We start from the raw sequence: 15,975 nt of genomic DNA on the forward strand, positions 1-15,975 counted from the left end.
ACTAAGGCCGAAGCCTTCGTTCGACTTGCATGTGTTAGGCATGCCGCCAGCGTTCGTTCTGAGCCAGAATCAAACTCTCAAGTTGATGTCCAACCAGACACCCCGGCGGAATAACCAGAGCATCAGGCCGGCATTTCAAGGAGCCGTTCCTGCACAATACACAAATGGATGTGTAATAGGACATTTGGAACGGCTTATTGCTACCGTGAACCCGTGGCCTTGAAATCCACAGGCACGGGGCCGCCGCCCACATGTCCCTTCATCAAACCGACAATGAGAAAGAGCCGATGCCTCACCAACCCGATTTTCATCGGGCTATCGGAACTCCGATCTGGTAAGGCACAGCAGCAAGCCGTTCAGTGGCCCGCCGCCGTCGGTGGAGGCGCATATATGGAGGCCCTCCAAACCCGTCAACTCACTTTTTGCAGATATGTTGCACTTCCTCAAAACGACCAGCAACGATGGGGTTTACGCCACGGTTACCGCTATGGGCGATAAGGCACCGCCCGGCAGAGAGACGAATCTTGCAATCCACCGCACCCGACTCTGAATCGATCCGCCATCGCGTGAGAAGCGCCGTTTTCTGGCGTTCCGGCAGCCAAATCGCCGCGCAGATGGTGATGTGGGCATCCACCTTCCTCGTGATTCGGCTGCTCTCGCCAAGCGACTATGGCCTGTTCGCGATGACCCAGGTGGTCATCGCCTTCATGAACCTCGCCAATGGCTACAGCTTCGCCGGCGCCCTCGTGCAGGCGGAACGGATCGACGAGAATCGCGTGCGCCAGGTGTTCGGCATGCTGATCCTCATGAACTTCGGCCTCGCCGCGCTGCAGTTCATGATGGCGCCCGCCGCCGCCGCCTATTTCCGCACCCCCGCGGTCGAGGCGATGCTGCGCGTGCAATGCTTGCTGCACCTGGCGACGCCGTTCATCGTCCTGCCCCAGGCGCTGCTCAGCCGCACGATCGACTTCCGCACCCAGGCTCGGGTCAACATGGCATCGGCGGCGCTCGCCGCGATCAGCGCGCCGGCCTGCGCCTTTGCCGGGCTCGGCGTCTGGACGCTGGTGATCGCGCCGCTCGTCCTCTTCTGGACCCGCGCGATCGGCCTCGCCCTCGTCGGCCGCTGGCTGGTCTGGCCCAGCTTCCGGTTCAGCGGCGCGCGCGCTACCTTCGGCTTCGGCAGCGCGATGCTGGTGAGCGAACTGCTCTGGTTCGTCCAGACCCAGGCCGACGTGTTCATCGCCGGCCGATCGATGGCCCCCCATCCGCTCGGCCTCTATACCGAATCACTCTTCCTGACGCAGATCCTGCTCAACAAGTTCATCCCGGCGCTGAACGACGTCGCCTTTCCCACCTATGCCCGCATCCAGGCCGATCGCCGCGCGGTAGCCTATGGCTTCGCCACCTCGATCCGGCTGATCATGCTCGTCGCCCTGCCCTTCTATCTGGGCCTCGCGGTGACGGCCGAACCGCTGGTGTTGACCGTGATGGGGCCGAAATGGGTGGAGACGGTGCCTCTCGTCCGGCTGCTGGCGCTCGCCATGCCGTTCGCCACGCTGCAGGTGCTCTACGGGCCGGCGACCACCGCGCTCGGCCGGCCGGGCGTGACCGCCTGGGTCTCGGCCGGCGGCGCGGTGATCATGCCGATCGCCTTCCTGATCGGCGTGCGCTACGGGCCGGTCGGCATGGCCTCGGCCTGGCTGATCGGCGCGCCGCTGCTGCTCATCATCGGCTCGGCGCTGTCGCTGCCGATCATCGGCCTGTCACCGGCGGAGATGTTCCGCGCCGCGCGTCCCTCGCTCGTCGCGGCGCTCGCCATGGCGGCGGGCGTGATCGGCCTGGATCATGTCCTGCTGCTGCAGCTGCCGCCGATGCCCGCACCGCTGCGCCTCCTCATCCTCTCCGCGTCCGGCGCGGCGGCCTACGGCCTGCTGCTCTTCTTCTTCGCGCGCCCGCTGATCGAGGAGGTGCTGCGGCTGCTCCGGCGCAGGGCTCCGGCCTGACGGCCGGGACGGCGTCGCGGGCGGCGATGGCCGCCCGATATCGTCAGAAGAAGGCCTGCAGGCCCGTCTGCGCGCGGCCGAGGATCAGGCCGTGCACGTCGTAGGTGCCCTCATAGGTGTTCACCGTCTCCAGATTCTGGGCGTGGCGGATGACGTGATATTCCTCGTGGATACCATTGCCGCCATGCATGTCGCGCGCCATGCGGGCGATATCGAGCGCCTTGCCGCAATTGTTGCGCTTCACCAGCGAGATCATCTCCGGCACCATCTTGCCCGCATCGAACAGCCGCCCGACCCGCAGGCTCGCCTGCAGGCCCAGGGTGATCTCGGTCTGCATGTTGGCGAGCTTGGTCTGGACGAGCTGGGTCTGCGCCAGCGGCCGGCCGAACTGCTTGCGGTCGAGCGTATATTGCCGAGCGCGGTGCCAGCACTCCTCGGCCGAGCCCATCGATCCCCAGCTGATCCCGTAACGCGCCCGATTGAGGCAGCCGAACGGGCCCTTCAGCCCCTCGACATTCGGCAGCAGCGCCTCCTCGCCCACCTCGACGCCGTCCATCACCACCTCGCCGGTGATCGACGCGCGCAGCGAGAGCTTGCCGTGGATCTTCGGCGCGGACAGGCCCGCCATCCCCTTCTCCAGGATGAAGCCGCGAATCGCGCCGCCATGCGCGGCGGACTTCGCCCAGACCACGAACACGTCCGCGATCGGCGCATTGGAGATCCAGGTCTTGGTGCCGGTCAGCCGATAGCCCCCGCCGGGCAGCGGTTCGGCGCGGCTCTTCATCCCCGCCGGATCGGATCCGGCGTCGGGCTCGGTCAGGCCGAAGCAGCCGATCAGTGTGCCCGTCGCCAGGCCCGGCAGATATTTGCGGCGCTGTGCCTCGGAGCCATAGGCATGGATCGGATACATGACGAGCGAGGACTGCACGCTCATCATCGATCGATAGCCCGAATCCACCCGCTCGATCTCGCGCGCGACGAGGCCATAGGCGACATAGCTCGCCCCGGCGCAGCCATAGTCGGCCGGCAGGGTGACGCCGAGCAGACCGAGCGCGCCCATCTCGCGGAAGATCGCGGGATCGGTCACTTCGTCGCGATAGGCCTGCATCACGCGCGGCATCAGCTTGTCCTGCGCATAGTCGCGGGCGGTATCGCGGATCATCCGCTCATCGTCTTCGAGCTGCTCGTCCAGCAGCAGCAGGTCCGCCCATTGCGGCAGTACGGTCATGATATGCTCCTCGTTTCGCCACCGCTATAGGCATGGCCACCCGCGCGGCGCCACCCTCGGCCCGGCCACCGCCCCAGCGCCCTTCCCTCGACGAATGCGCGGGTCATGAGGCCGAAACTGCCCGACAATAGCCCGAATGGCGCGCCGTGCCGAGGCGGACGCGCCATCCGGCCCGACCCTCGTCGGTGAACGGCAGGCACCGGGCGCGTCACCCTTGTCACCGCCGGCCAGGACATGTCCGTACCTCCTCTTCCGCGCGGGGTGAATTTGCCGGCGCATCGCGCTATCGCGCCGGACGATGACCCTGCCGCCCCCCATCGACTGGCCCGAAGCGGGCATCGGCCCCGGCCCCGATATCCCGTCCGACCGCCGCGTGACCCGCGCCAACTGGCGGATGTGGCCCTATTCGCGTTGGGCGTTCCAGCATGCGCGCGAGCTGGTGCCTTCCCGCGCCCTGCCCCGCGCGCCCGCGGCGCGCACCTTGCCCGAACGGCCCCTCGACCTCTCCGGCCTGCGCTTCGGCGACGGCGAAGGCGGCGAGACCGACTGGGCCGAATTTCTCCGCCGCAGCTATACCGACGCCCTGATCGTGCTTCACCGGGGCGCGATCGTGCATGAATATTATGCCAACGGCATGACCGCGGCGAGCCCGCACATGCTGTTCTCGATCACCAAATCCATCATCGGCCTTGTCGCCGAGCGGCTGATCGCGACGGGCCGGATCGACCCGGATGCGCCGGTCGGCACGGTGGTACCCGAACTTGCCGGCGGCGCCTTCGGCCCGGCACGGCTGCGCCATCTGCTCGACATGACCGACGGCGCCGCCTTCGACGAGAATTATGCCGACGCCGATGCCGAGGTGCACCGCTATTCCGCCGCCTATTGGACGCCCGAGGCCGGCCTTGACGGGGTGCTGGGCCAGCTTCCCTCGATCGTGCGCCGCGCGGCGGAGCCCGGCGCGCTGTTCGCCTATCGCACGCCGGTGGCCGACGTGCTTGGCCTCGCGCTGCGCCGCGCCACCGGCCGCCCGCTCGCCGAGCTGGTCGCCGAGGAGATATGGACGCCCGCCGGCTGCGGCGACGAAGCCTATATGCTGCTCGACACGGCCGGAATGGAAATCGCCGCCACCGGCCTCAACGCGACGGTGCGGGACATGGCGCGCCTCGCGCTCTGGCTGATCGAGACGGGCGAGCCGCTCGCCGGCCTGATCGCGGGCGGTGATCGCGCGCTGTTCGCGGCGGCCGGCCAGGCGACGCGGCCGAACGGATCCTATCGCAGCTTCTGGTGGATCGATCATGGACGGCCGCCGGCAATCACCGCCAACGGCGTGTTCGGCCAGCGGCTGTGGATCGATCCCGCCGCCGGCCTCGCGGTCGCCCGCGTCGGCACCCATCCGGTCGCCAGCAACGGCTTCACGGACATGCTGCATCGCGAGGCCTTCGCCGCCGTGCGCGCGGCGCTGGACTAGCGGAAGCCGCCCACGCACGATCCGCCGCCGGCTCCGACGCCACAAAATCGTTACGCGGATGACCCATATCCATCATATCACCGTCCGAATATTGCAATCGGGTTGACCTATTCCGGCCCCGTGCGGCGCACCGTCGCGCCGGACCGGAGACCATCGCCCATGACCTCGATCGCCGGACCGGCATCGCCCCGCGCGCTCACCGTCCGCCTCGCCGATTGTCCGCGGGACATCGCCGCCGCGCAGCGGCTGCGCTGGGACATCTTCTATGCGGACATGGGCGCGGACGGCACCGGCCTCTCGCAGGGCCTCGACATCGATCCCTATGACGCGGTCTGCGATCACCTGCTGGTGGAGGATGACGGCCGGGTAGTCGGCACCTATCGCCTGCTCCGCCAGAGCGTGGCGATGCGCCACAGCGGCTTCTACACCGCGGGCGAATATGCGCTGGAGGCGATCCTGCGCGGCAGCGAGCGTGAGGGCGGCGAGCTGCTCGAGCTCGGCCGCTCCTGCGTCGCGCCCGCCTATCGCGACGCCGGCACCATCCAGCTGCTGTGGCGGGGCATCGCCCGCTATCTCGCCGATCACGGCATCAGCCGCATGTTCGGCTGCGCGAGCTTCCCCGGCACCGACGCCGCGGCGCATGCGGCGGCGCTCTCCTACCTGTTCCACGATCATCTCGCGCCCGCCGACCTGCGCGCCCGCGCGCTGCCCGATCGCCATGTCGAAATGGGCGTGCTCGCCGTCGGCAGCTACGATCCGCGCCGCGCGATGCGCCTGCTGCCGCCGCTGATCAAAGGCTATCTGCGCGTCGGCGCGATGGTCGGCGACGGGGCGGTGATCGATCGCCAGTTCAACACCATCGACGTGTTCATGATCATGCCGGTCGAGGCGATCGCGGCGCGCTATCTCGATCGTTTCGGCGCGGCGGCCTGATTTTCTCCGTTTCACCGCCGGGGTTAGGTAAATCCAATATCTTCTTGCGGGACGAAGATGTTTCGTCCCCGCAGCGACGAGCCGTGCGGTCCGGCGCACAAGTTCATCTCCCATCTAGCTTTACCGGCGCATGAGCCGGTATGCGTCGCAAGAGCGCGGCTCCCACCCAGGCGCGCTCCAAAACAGGGAGGTCGTGCCGATGAAGATCCAGATCGCCGCCGCGTTGCTGCTCGGTTCCGCGCTGATGCTGCCGGGCTGCACCACCGGACCGGCCCCTGCGGAGGTGACGCGTTTCCATCTCGATCAGCCGATCGCCCCCGGCGAGATCGCGATCGAGCCCAAGGATCCGACGATGGCCGACAGCCTGGAATTCCAGAGCTATGCCGGCGCGATCGGTGCAGAGCTGCAGAAGCTGGGCTTTCGCCTGGCGCCCAGCCTCGCCAAATCCGAGCTGGTCGCCATCGTCGATGTGGGCCGCGATGCACGCCAGATCGGCCCCACCCAGGCACCGGCGTCGATCGGGCTCGGTGGCGGCGGCTTCGGCGGCAGCGTGGGCGGCGGCGTGGGCATCAGCTTTCCGGTTGGCAAGAAGCGCACGCCGATGGCGGTGCAGACCCGGCTCTCGGTGCAGCTCAAGCGCCGTTCCGAAGGCACGGTGATCTGGGAAGGGCGCGCCTCCACCGAGGCGCGCGACGGCACGCCCCAGGCCGAACAGGGTTATGCGGTGCGTCGCCTCGCCGCCGCGATGTTCCAGGGGTTCCCCGGAGAATCCGGACGCACTATCACGGTGAAATGAAGCCCTGCATCCTTTCCGCCTTCGACAGCGGCAACATCCGCCTCGTCTCGATCATCGGCGACCAGATCGACCTCGAGATCGAGAAGGACAATCAGTCCGATTTCTATCAGTGGTTCCATTTCCGGCTGGTCAATGCCGCGGAGCCGGTGACGCTGCGCATCGTCAACTGCGGGGGATCGGCCTATCCGGACGGCTGGCCGGGTTATCGGGTGCGGATGTCGGAAGACCGCGAGACCTGGCGCCAGATCGAAACCGACTATGCCGACGGCGTGCTGCGCTTCCGCGCCGCGCCCGCCTCGGGCAGCGCCTGGTTCGCCTATTTCGCTCCCTATTCGATGGAGCGGCATCAGGATCTGGTCGGCCGCATCGCCGCGCGTCCCGGCGTGCGGCTCGAAAGCCTGGGGCAGACGCTCGACGGACAGAGCCTGGACTATCTCTCGCTCGGCGAAGGGCCGCGGCAGGTGTGGCTCTATGCCCGCCAGCATCCCGGCGAGAGCATGGCCGAATGGTGGATGGAAGGCGCGCTGGAACGGCTCACCGATCCCGCCGATCCCGTGGCACGCGCGCTGCGCCGCAAGGCGACCTTCCATATCGTCCCCAACATGAACCCGGACGGCTCGCGTCGCGGCCATTTGCGTACCAATGCCGCCGGCGTGAACCTCAACCGCGAATGGCATTCGCCGAGCATGGAGCGCAGCCCGGAAGTGTTCCTGACGCTGCGCAAGATGGACGAGACCGGCGTCGATTTCGCCATGGACGTCCATGGCGACGAAGCGATCCCCTATGTCTTTCTCGCCGGCTTCGAAGGCGTGCCGCATCTGACCGAACGACAGGGCGCGCTCTATACCCGCTTCCGCGACCTGCTGGCCACCCGCACACCCGATTTCCAGACCAAGCACGGCTATGGCGTCTCCCCGCCCGGCAAGGCCAATCTCGCCATGTCCACCAACCAGCTCGCTAATCGCTTCGGCTGCGTATCGATGACGCTGGAAATGCCGTTCAAGGACAATGACGACCTGCCCGATCCCGAACGCGGCTGGTCACCCGAGCGATCGAAGATCCTCGCGCACGACTGCCTCGGCGTCCTTGCCGAGATCGTCGATACGCTGCGCTGAGCCGCCGCATCCGAGCTGCTCGCTCCTGGCCGGTGGAGCGAGCGCTAAGCCCGTCCGGTCGGGGAGCAAGTCCCACCATCGCCGGCGCGACTCCGCTGCGAAGGGGCCGCGAATATAAATGTTCGCCTAACCAGTTTCGGCTCATTCCTCTTCATCAATTGCCGGCAAGCATCGCCACGCCCGGCCAGCCGGGAGAATCGACAACAACAGCCGGGGAATGATGGGACGCCCGCACCGCGTCCCTCGATCGAGCGCCTCATGCATCGCCTGGGGGACGACGCGGCACGAACTGGAGATGGCGCCATTTCGCGACTGTGGTCTCTCACGCGCAGGCCTGATCTCCGCGGCGCCCTCGCCGAGGTGCAGTTCCACCGTCTTTCGCGGCAGGCGCCAATTCTCTACGCGCTGCTGACGATCAATACGCTGCTGACCGCCTATGCCGCCAAGGGGCATGTGCCGCGCATCCTGTGGCTCCATGTGCCTGCGCTGCTGGTGACGATTTTCGTCGCGCGGATGATGGTATGGCTGAGCCGGCTGGGCCAGGATGCGCCGGCCGAACGCATCGGCCCGCAACTGCGCCGCACCGTGCTCACCGCCCGGGCGCTCAGCCTGATGTGCGGCGCCTGGGGGCTCGCGCTGCTCGAAACGTCGGACGCGGTGCACAGTCAGTTCGTGCCGATGTTCATCGCGATGGGTTCGTTCGCGAGCGCCTATTGCCTGTCGGTGCTGCCGGCCGCGGCCTTTTCCAGCATCTTCCTCGCCACCTTGCCGGTGTGCATCGCGCTGATCCTCTCGGGGGAGCGGACGCAGATCGCGATCGGGCTCGATTTCCTGATCATCGCGATGCTGATCCTTCGGCTGATCGGCGATCAATTCGGACAGCTCGTCAAGGAAGTGGCGGCGCAGACCCGCACCCGGCGGCTTGCCTATTATGACCAGCTCACCGGCCTGCCCAACCGGCGCGCCTTCATCGAGCTGCTCGACGCCCGGGTCGAGGCCCGGCGCGGCGACCGCGCCGGCTTCGCCGTGGCGATGTTCGATCTCGATGGCTTCAAGCCGATCAACGACAGCTACGGCCACGCCGCCGGCGACCAGATACTGGCGCAGCTCGCGCGCAGGCTGAGCCTGCTGGCAGAGCCCAGCCATGTCGTCGCGCGCCTCGGCGGCGACGAATTCGCCATATTGCTGCACGATATCACCGAAGAGGCAGCGGCCCGCGCGATTTGCGAGCGCTTCGTGCGGGCGCTCGATGCACCCTTCCAGCTCGCACGCTCGCAGATCCGCCTCTCCGGCTCGCTCGGCCTCGCCCTTCATCCGCATGGCGGCAACAGCGCATCGGAACTGATCGCCCGTGCCGACCAGGCACTCTACAGGGCGAAGGCGCTGAGCGGCGGCCAGGTGGCGCTTTTCTCTCCTGCGATGGAAGAGGCGCTGCGCCGGCAGATCGCGATCGAGCAGGCTCTGCGCGATATCGGCAATCCACCCGACATCCGGATCGTGTTCCAGCCGATCCTGGGCCTGTCGGGCAAGCGGATCGTCGCGGTCGAAGCGCTGGCGCGCTGGAACCATCCCGAGCTCGGCCCGCTCAATCCGGCCGAGTTCATCCAGATTGCCGAACAGACCGGCATCATCGTCTCACTCACCGAAGCCCTGTTCGAGCGCGCGATCGCCGAGGCGGCCTGCTGGTCCGGCGACGTCCACCTCTCGTTCAATCTCAGTGCGGTGCAGCTCCGTTCGGCCAGCACCCCCGCGACGCTGATGGCCGTCATGGATCGTTATGGCTTCGATCCGCGCCGCCTTGAGATAGAGGTCACCGAAACGGCCGTGCTGACGGACCTCGAGGCGGCGCGCCAGATTTTCGATGCGCTGCGCGCCAGAGGCATCCGCATCGTGCTCGACGACTTCGGTGCGGGCTATGCGTCGATCTTCTACCTCAAGGAGATCATGTTCGACGCCATCAAGATCGACGGCGACCTCGTCGCATCGATCACCGCGACGCACCGATCGCGGGCGCTGCTGGAGGGCATATTGCAGCTTTGCGCGGCCACCGGACTCGAAGCGACGGCAGAGAAGGTGGAGACCAAGGATCAGCTCGCTCTGCTCGATCGCCTCGGCTGCAGCCGCGTTCAGGGGTATCTGATCGGCCGGCCGATGGATTCCGATGCGATCGGCAGGATCCTCGCCGAGACCATCCCTTCCACCGATCGCATCGCCCGCCTGCCCTTCTTCCGCTGAAGCGGCAAGGCCGCGGCGCGCACGTCCCGTCCCTCCGTCGCGGGATGGTTGGGACATTCCACCGGGCACGAATTCGCTCTAAGGCAGGCCCGAATCACCCCTTGCCGGAGATAGCGCGCCCCATGCCGACCCTCGTCCTGATCCGCCACGGCCAATCCGCCTGGAATCTCGAGAATCGCTTCACTGGCTGGTGGGATGTCAACCTGACCGATCAGGGCATTGCCGAGGCGAAGGCCGCGGGCGAGCTGCTTGCCGCCAAAGGGCTGGATTTCGATCAGTGCTTCACCAGCTTCCAGACGCGCGCGATCAAGACGCTGAACATCGCGCTGGAGGCGATGGGCCGTCTCTGGCTGCCGGTCGAGAAGGACTGGCGGCTCAACGAGCGGCATTATGGCGGCCTGACCGGCCTCAACAAGGCCGAGACCGCCGCCAAGCATGGCGACGAGCAGGTGAAGATCTGGCGCCGCTCGTTCGACATTCCCCCGCCCGTGCTGGAGCCGGGCGGAGACTATGACCTCGCGGCCGATCGCCGCTATGCCGGCATCGCCATCCCATCGACCGAGAGCCTGAAGGACACGATCGCCCGCGTTCTGCCCTATTGGGAATCGCGCATCGCACCCGAACTGAGCGCCGGAAAGCGCGTGCTGATCTCCGCCCACGGCAATTCGCTGCGCGCGCTGGTCAAGCATCTCTCCAACATTCCGGACGACGAGATTACCGAGCTGGAGATCCCGACGGGCCAGCCCATCGTCTACGAGCTGACCGACGAACTGTCCGCCATCGACCGCTATTATCTGTCGGAGCGTTGAGCGCTTTCCTCGAAAACGCCCTTTGCGCGTTTTCGAGGAGACTGCGCATCGGGCTTTTAATCCGGCTCGTTCAGGCTAACTTCGTCGCTTCAGCGCAAGCTGGGGTCGCTCTCCACCGTCACCGGAGCGACTGCCGAGAGTGATGCCGGCTTGCGCTGGCATGACGGTCCGGAGCTGCCGCCGCCGCTCTATCCCCAGATAGGACGCTTTGCGTAAAGCGGCGGTTGCCAGCGTCCGGCCGCCGCCTTATGGACCCGCTTTTGCCGCAGGGGCGAGAGGAATGGCGGACGATCCGCTGATCGGCATCATCATGGGCAGCCGCTCCGATTGGGAGACGATGCGCCACGCGTCGGAGACGTTGGCGGCACTCGGCGTGCCGTACGAAACGCGCGTCGTTTCGGCGCATCGCACGCCCGACCGGCTTTACGACTATGCCAAGTCGGCGGTCGGCCGGGGCCTTCGGGCGATCATCGCGGGTGCGGGCGGCGCGGCACATCTGCCGGGCATGACGGCATCGATGACGCGGCTGCCGGTGCTCGGTGTCCCCGTCGAATCCAAGGCGCTGAGCGGCATGGACAGCCTGCTTTCCATCGTCCAGATGCCGGCCGGCATTCCTGTCGGCACGCTGGCGATCGGTCGGGCAGGCGCGGTCAACGCCGCCCTCCTCGCCGCCGCGATCCTGGCGACCACCGACGAGGCGCTCGCCGAGCGGCTCGACGCCTGGCGCGCGAAGCAGACCGCCGACGTGGCGGCGGAGCCCGAGTGACGCTCGCTCCCGGTTCCACCATCGGCATCGTCGGCGGCGGCCAGCTTGGCCGGATGATGGCGATCGCCGCCGCGCAGCTCGGCTATCGCTGCCACATTTTCGCGCCGGAGGGCGAGGCGCCGGCGATCGACGTGGCCGCGGCCGCCACCCGCGCGGCCTATGACGACCGCGATGCGCTGGCGCGCTTCGCCGCCGCAGTCGACGTCGTCACCTACGAGTTCGAGAATATCGATGCGGCGCCACTCGCCGCCCTTGCCGAGCAGGCGCTGGTCCGCCCGTCGGTCCGCGCGTTGGAAGTGACGCAGGACCGGCTGTTCGAAAAGAGCTTTGCGGCCGGGCAGGGCGGCCGGCCGGCACCCTATCGTCCGGTCGACTGCCTGGAGGATCTGCGCGCGGCCATCGACGCGCTCGGCACGCCGGCCATCCTGAAGACGCGGCGCATGGGCTATGACGGCAAGGGCCAGGCGCGCATCGCCTCTTCGGACGACGCGGGGGCAGCCTGGGACGCGATCGGGCGGCGTCCGGCCGTGCTCGAAGCGATGGTGTCGTTCGAGGCGGAGTTCTCGATCCTGCTCGCCCGCGGCGCCGATGGCGCAACCGTCGCCTATGATGCGCCCGACAACAGTCATGTCGGCGGCATATTGGCGACCTCCACCTTGCCCGCGCGGCCGATCGTCGCCGCTCAGCGCGACGAGGCGGTCGCGCTGGCCGAGCAGATCGCCGCCGCGCTCGATTATGTCGGCGTGCTGACCCTCGAATATTTCGCGACCGCGGACGGGCCGGTGCTCAACGAGATGGCGCCGCGCGTCCACAATTCCGGCCACTGGACGATCGAGGGCGCGGTCACCAGCCAGTTCGAAAACCATGTCCGCGCCATCTGCGGCCTGCCGCTCGGCAGCGCCGAGCGCGTCCGGCCCCATGTCGAGATGCGCAACCTGATCGGCGAGGACGCCCATGCGTGGCGCGAAATCCTCTCGGATCCTGCCGCCCATCTCCATCTCTACGGCAAGGCCGAAGCCCGCGCCGGGCGCAAGATGGGGCATGTGACGCGGATCTGGTGATGGGAGCGAGGTTCGTAACCTGAAGCGGACCGAGCCCTGCAGACCGTCCCGGCCAAAGCACTGTCGGATTCACAGCCGATTTGGTCGTGCTTTCCTCCCTTCCGTCATGCCAGCGGGAGCTGGCATGACTCTCGACGGGCAGCCGGCGTGACTGGGGAGAGCCAGCTTCCGCTGGGGTGACGTGGATGGGAGCGAGCCGCGCGATATGGACTGGCCCGGCTTGCTCTATCCCATGACCGCCGCATGGACGCGCCGAGAAAATGTCACCCCTTGCGGGTACCCGTCATCGGGAAGCTGCCGAACATGCCGGCCGTCACCGATCCTTCGAGACTATCGCCGGTCACGGTCGCCGAGCAGTCGAGCGTGAGCGGGATGGGGGAGCGTATCTCCATCTTCCACGCCAGGCTGTCGCCATCCACGGATCCTGCGATGTCGATCGTACCGAGATCGCCGGCGACGCTGCCGGTGAAGACCGGGCCTTCGCTGGACACGCTCAGCACCATCCGCTGATCGCCCATCGGCGTGCGGGCCGTGCAATCCCATTGGCCGTCTATCGCCGCCATCATTCGGTCTCCGCGCAACAGGGGCGGGCTCAGTTGCCCGCCGTCCCCATCTCCACCGGCAAGCCAATGCCGTCAAGCTGCGGCTTGACCGCCTTGGCATCGCCAATCACCACCCAGATCAGGCGCTTGGGATCGATCGCCGCGCGCGCCGCCTTGTCGAGATCCGCGGGCGTCATCGCCCGGTAGCGCGCCGGCAGCGTCGCATAATAATCGTCCGGCCGGCCGAGCATGGTGTTCTTCATCATTGCGACCAGCAGATCGGACGAGGTCTCGAAGCTGCCCGGCAGCGACAGGATCTGGCTGTTGATCGTCTGGTTGCGCTCTTCCTCGGTGGTGCCCTTGGTGGTCAGATAGTCCGTGATATCGGCCAGCGCCGCCTTGATCGATTCACCGGTCTTGTCGGTCTGCACCGGCGCATAGATGAACAGCGGGATGGTCTCCTTGACGCTCGGAAGCTGCGAGCCCGCATAATAGGCCCAGCCCTTGCTCTCGCGCAGATCGAGGATCAGGCGCGAGGTGGTGCTGCCGCCCAGCACCTCATTGGCGGTGAGCAGGGTCAGCGGGCTGTCCGTGCCCTTTTCAGGCGTCAGCAGGCCGGCCAGGATCATCGACTGCGGGCTTTGCGGCTTGTCGATCAGCACGATGCGCGAAGGACGCATCATCCGATCCATCCGGAACAGCTTCTGGCCCTTCGCCGCGGCCGGCGCCTTCCACTTGCCGAAGCGCGCTTCCAGTTCCGGCAGCAATTCGGCGAGGGTGGTGTCGCCCGTCGCGAAGATGGTGGCATTGTCCGGACGGATCCAGGCGTCGTGAAAGGCCAGCAGATCGGCCCGCGTGACAGCCTTCACGCCCGCCTCGTCGCCCGATCCGGTGAACGGCACGCCATAGGGATGCGCCGGACCGTAGAGCAGCGGGGGCAAGGTGCGCATCGCCATCCCGGTCGGCTGCGTCTTCTCGTCCGCGATGCGGGTGAGCAGCTGGCTGCGCAGCCGCTCCACCTCGGTCGGCGCGAAGGCCGGATGCTGCACGATGTCCGCGAGCAGATCCAACGACGCGCCGAGATTGGGCTTCAGCGCGAACAGCCCCACATCGGTGCGGTCCATCCCGGCATTGGCGCCGATGGTGGCGCCGAGCCGTTCCTGCTCCTCCGCAATCTGTACCGAATTGCGCGTGGCTGTGCCTTCGTCGAGCAGCATGGTCATCAACTGGCCGGTGCCGAGCTTGGCCTTGTTGTCCGCGGCCGTACCGGCATCGAACGACACCGAGATCCGCACCGTCGGCACCGCGGTGCGGCGCGCGAACACCACCGGAATGCCGTTCGAGAGCTTGGCGTGCTCCACCGCCGGCCATTGCAGATCGGCGACCGGCTGGATCGGCGGCTCGGCGATCTTGGCGGGGACGGGGGCCGCCGCGGCGGGCGCGGGCGCGCCGCCGGACCTGGGATCCTTGAAGAAGGCCGGGCGGTGGATGGCATTGCCGGCCAGCGCATTGTCCTCGGCCGAGCGATCGCCCGGTTCCACGGTCAGCCGCAGCACCGGCCGGCCGAACCATTTGCGCGCCGCGGCGGCCACCGATTCCGGCGTGGCGGCGGCATAGGCGGCCAGATCCTTCTTATATTTGTCGGGATCGCCCGAATAGACCTCCCCCTCGGCGAGCGTCACCGCCTTGCCGCCCATGCCGCCAACCTGCTCCAGACCCGCGATCGTCCCGGCCGCCACCTTGGTCGCGGCGCGCTTCACCTCGTCGGCGCTCGGCCCCTTGGCGAGAAAATCGGCAAGGAGCTGGTCCAGTCGCTTGCCGACGGCGACCGGATCGACGCCCGGCTTCACGTCGACCGTGATCTCGGCGAGGCTGACCTTCTCGAACTCCTGGATGCCGGCGCTGACCGAAACCGCGGTTTTCTCCTGGCGGACGAGCATATTGTCGAGCCGCGAGGAAGACAGACCGCCGAAGATCGACATGGCCATTTCGAGCGCCGGCAGATCCGCGCCGTTGACGCCGGGCACCACCCAGTTGCGATAGAGCCGCACCGTCGCGACATGGTCGCGCATCGTCTTGGCGACATCCTTGTCCAGCGTCGGCACGGTGGCGTCGACGTCCTTCGGCTCGGGACCGGACGGGATGGCGCCGAACCATTTGGCCACCTTCTCCTTTGCGGTCGCCACGTCGATATCGCCGGCGAGGACGAGCACCGCATTGTTGGGGCCATAATGGGTACGGAACCAGGTCTTGACGTCGTCGAGGCTGGCCGCGTTCAGATCGGCCATCGATCCGATCGTCGAATGGCGATAGGGGTGGCCTTCCGGAAACAGCGCCGCGAGCTGCGCATATTCGACGAGACCATAGGGGTTGTTCTCCCCCATGCGCTTCTCGTTCTGGACGACGGCGCGCTGCGCATCCAGCTTCTTCTGGGTCATCGCGCCGAGCAGATGGCCCATCCGATCCGCTTCCAGGAACAGCGCGCGATCCAGCGCGCCGGTCGGCACCGTCTCGAAATAATTGGTGCGATCGAACCAGGTCGTTCCGTTCCAATCGGTTGCGCCGATATCTTCCAGCCGGCCGAAGAAGGGGCCGTCGGCATTTTCGGAGCCGTAGAACATGAGATGTTCGAACAGATGGGCGAAGCCGGTCTTTCCGGCCGGCTCGTAGCGCGATCCGACATGATACCAGATGGAGACGGCGACCACGGGCGCCTTGCGATCGGTCGACACGATCACCCGCAGGCCGTTGGGCAGGGTGAAGCCTTCATGAGGAATGTCGACCAGCTTCACGAGATCGGCGACGGGGGCGGGTTGGGCGACGGGCGCCGCGAGTGCGGAGGTCGAAAGCAGTGCGGCTGCGAAAACGCCGAAGATGGAACGGATCATGCGGGACTTTCCGTATAGGGTCGCCGATCGGCGGATGCGACATCCTAGCGACGCGGCAAAGGGTTACAATAGCAGGGGTTCGACGAACGGCCGGAACGGTTCGACCAATCCGGATTTTTGATTTTGTCGCC

12 protein-coding genes and 1 rRNA gene are annotated in these 15,975 nt (G+C 67.0%); 9 read left to right on the top strand and 4 right to left on the bottom strand.

Annotated features, from left to right (window positions below; translation table 11 throughout):
* Nucleotides 1-85 (bottom strand): 16S ribosomal RNA (locus GQY20_RS00005); the annotation flags it as partial.
* Between the two features lie 481 nt (nucleotides 86-566).
* Between GQY20_RS00005 and GQY20_RS00010 the strand changes: the two genes are divergently transcribed.
* Nucleotides 567-2,003, top strand: a complete 1,437-nt coding sequence (locus GQY20_RS00010; RefSeq protein ID WP_232475814.1) for a lipopolysaccharide biosynthesis protein — start codon at nucleotides 567-569, stop codon at nucleotides 2,001-2,003.
* A 43-nt stretch (nucleotides 2,004-2,046) separates the two neighbouring features.
* On the opposite strand, the gene GQY20_RS00015 is transcribed toward GQY20_RS00010, so the two are convergent.
* Nucleotides 2,047-3,231 carry an acyl-CoA dehydrogenase gene (locus GQY20_RS00015; protein WP_157214998.1) on the bottom strand — a complete coding sequence of 395 codons (1,185 nt, stop codon included), beginning with the start codon at nucleotides 3,229-3,231 and terminating at the stop codon, nucleotides 2,047-2,049.
* Between the two features lie 298 nt (nucleotides 3,232-3,529).
* Here GQY20_RS00015 and GQY20_RS00020 point away from each other — a divergent pair, with 298 nt between their 5' ends.
* From GQY20_RS00020 to GQY20_RS00055, 8 genes are all read left to right on the top strand, one after another.
* A complete protein-coding gene (locus GQY20_RS00020; RefSeq protein ID WP_157214999.1) occupies nucleotides 3,530-4,699 on the top strand; it encodes a serine hydrolase domain-containing protein in 1,170 nt (389 codons plus the stop codon).
* A gap of 159 nt (nucleotides 4,700-4,858) precedes the next feature.
* Nucleotides 4,859-5,632: a GNAT family N-acetyltransferase gene (locus GQY20_RS00025; RefSeq protein WP_157215000.1), complete on the top strand. Its 774-nt coding sequence runs from the start codon at nucleotides 4,859-4,861 to the stop codon at nucleotides 5,630-5,632.
* Between the two features lie 199 nt (nucleotides 5,633-5,831).
* Nucleotides 5,832-6,428, top strand: coding sequence for a DUF4136 domain-containing protein (locus GQY20_RS00030; RefSeq protein ID WP_157215001.1), 597 nt, complete (start codon nucleotides 5,832-5,834; stop codon nucleotides 6,426-6,428).
* Entirely contained in the window at nucleotides 6,425-7,543 is a 1,119-nt protein-coding gene (locus GQY20_RS00035) for a M14 family metallopeptidase (protein WP_157215002.1), read from the top strand. Before GQY20_RS00030 ends, GQY20_RS00035 begins: the two co-directional genes overlap by 4 nt.
* 258 nt (nucleotides 7,544-7,801) lie before the next feature.
* Nucleotides 7,802-9,778 carry a putative bifunctional diguanylate cyclase/phosphodiesterase gene (locus GQY20_RS00040; protein ID WP_157215003.1) on the top strand — a complete coding sequence of 659 codons (1,977 nt, stop codon included), beginning with the start codon at nucleotides 7,802-7,804 and terminating at the stop codon, nucleotides 9,776-9,778.
* A gap of 122 nt (nucleotides 9,779-9,900) precedes the next feature.
* Complete coding sequence (gpmA, locus tag GQY20_RS00045) at nucleotides 9,901-10,587, top strand: 2,3-diphosphoglycerate-dependent phosphoglycerate mutase (protein WP_157215004.1); 687 nt, start codon at nucleotides 9,901-9,903, stop codon at nucleotides 10,585-10,587.
* A gap of 280 nt (nucleotides 10,588-10,867) precedes the next feature.
* On the top strand, nucleotides 10,868-11,353 hold the full coding sequence (purE, locus tag GQY20_RS00050; RefSeq protein ID WP_157215005.1) for a 5-(carboxyamino)imidazole ribonucleotide mutase: 486 nt from the start codon (nucleotides 10,868-10,870) through the stop codon (nucleotides 11,351-11,353).
* Entirely contained in the window at nucleotides 11,350-12,414 is a 1,065-nt protein-coding gene (locus GQY20_RS00055; protein WP_157215006.1) for a 5-(carboxyamino)imidazole ribonucleotide synthase, read from the top strand. The genes purE and GQY20_RS00055 overlap by 4 nt, the downstream gene beginning before the upstream one ends.
* Nucleotides 12,415-12,677: 263 nt before the next feature.
* Here the strand turns inward: GQY20_RS00055 and GQY20_RS00060 are convergent, their stop codons facing one another.
* Together GQY20_RS00060 and GQY20_RS00065 are read right to left on the bottom strand one after the other, a co-directional pair.
* Nucleotides 12,678-12,977 (bottom strand): hypothetical protein, encoded by a 300-nt coding sequence (locus tag GQY20_RS00060; protein WP_157216083.1) that lies wholly within the window; start codon nucleotides 12,975-12,977, stop codon nucleotides 12,678-12,680.
* Between the two features lie 29 nt (nucleotides 12,978-13,006).
* Nucleotides 13,007-15,844 (bottom strand): M16 family metallopeptidase, encoded by a 2,838-nt coding sequence (locus tag GQY20_RS00065; protein WP_157215007.1) that lies wholly within the window; start codon nucleotides 15,842-15,844, stop codon nucleotides 13,007-13,009.
* Nucleotides 15,845-15,975 lie beyond the last annotated feature (131 nt).

Source organism: Flavisphingomonas formosensis (assembly GCF_009755815.1).
Taxonomy (GTDB): Bacteria; Pseudomonadota; Alphaproteobacteria; order Sphingomonadales; family Sphingomonadaceae; genus Flavisphingomonas; species Flavisphingomonas formosensis.

Coding starts and splice junctions, on each gene's coding strand:
- GQY20_RS00030 (WP_157215001.1), top strand. CDS start 5,832: ATGAAGATCCAGATCGCCGCCGCGTTGCTGCTCGGTTCCGCGCTGATG.
- GQY20_RS00015 (WP_157214998.1), bottom strand. CDS start 3,231: ATGACCGTACTGCCGCAATGGGCGGACCTGCTGCTGCTGGACGAGCAG.
- GQY20_RS00060 (WP_157216083.1), bottom strand. CDS start 12,977: ATGGCGGCGATAGACGGCCAATGGGATTGCACGGCCCGCACGCCGATG.
- GQY20_RS00035 (WP_157215002.1), top strand. CDS start 6,425: ATGAAGCCCTGCATCCTTTCCGCCTTCGACAGCGGCAACATCCGCCTC.
- GQY20_RS00040 (WP_157215003.1), top strand. CDS start 7,802: ATGCATCGCCTGGGGGACGACGCGGCACGAACTGGAGATGGCGCCATT.
- GQY20_RS00065 (WP_157215007.1), bottom strand. CDS start 15,844: ATGATCCGTTCCATCTTCGGCGTTTTCGCAGCCGCACTGCTTTCGACC.
- purE (WP_157215005.1), top strand. CDS start 10,868: ATGGCGGACGATCCGCTGATCGGCATCATCATGGGCAGCCGCTCCGAT.
- GQY20_RS00025 (WP_157215000.1), top strand. CDS start 4,859: ATGACCTCGATCGCCGGACCGGCATCGCCCCGCGCGCTCACCGTCCGC.
- GQY20_RS00020 (WP_157214999.1), top strand. CDS start 3,530: ATGACCCTGCCGCCCCCCATCGACTGGCCCGAAGCGGGCATCGGCCCC.
- gpmA (WP_157215004.1), top strand. CDS start 9,901: ATGCCGACCCTCGTCCTGATCCGCCACGGCCAATCCGCCTGGAATCTC.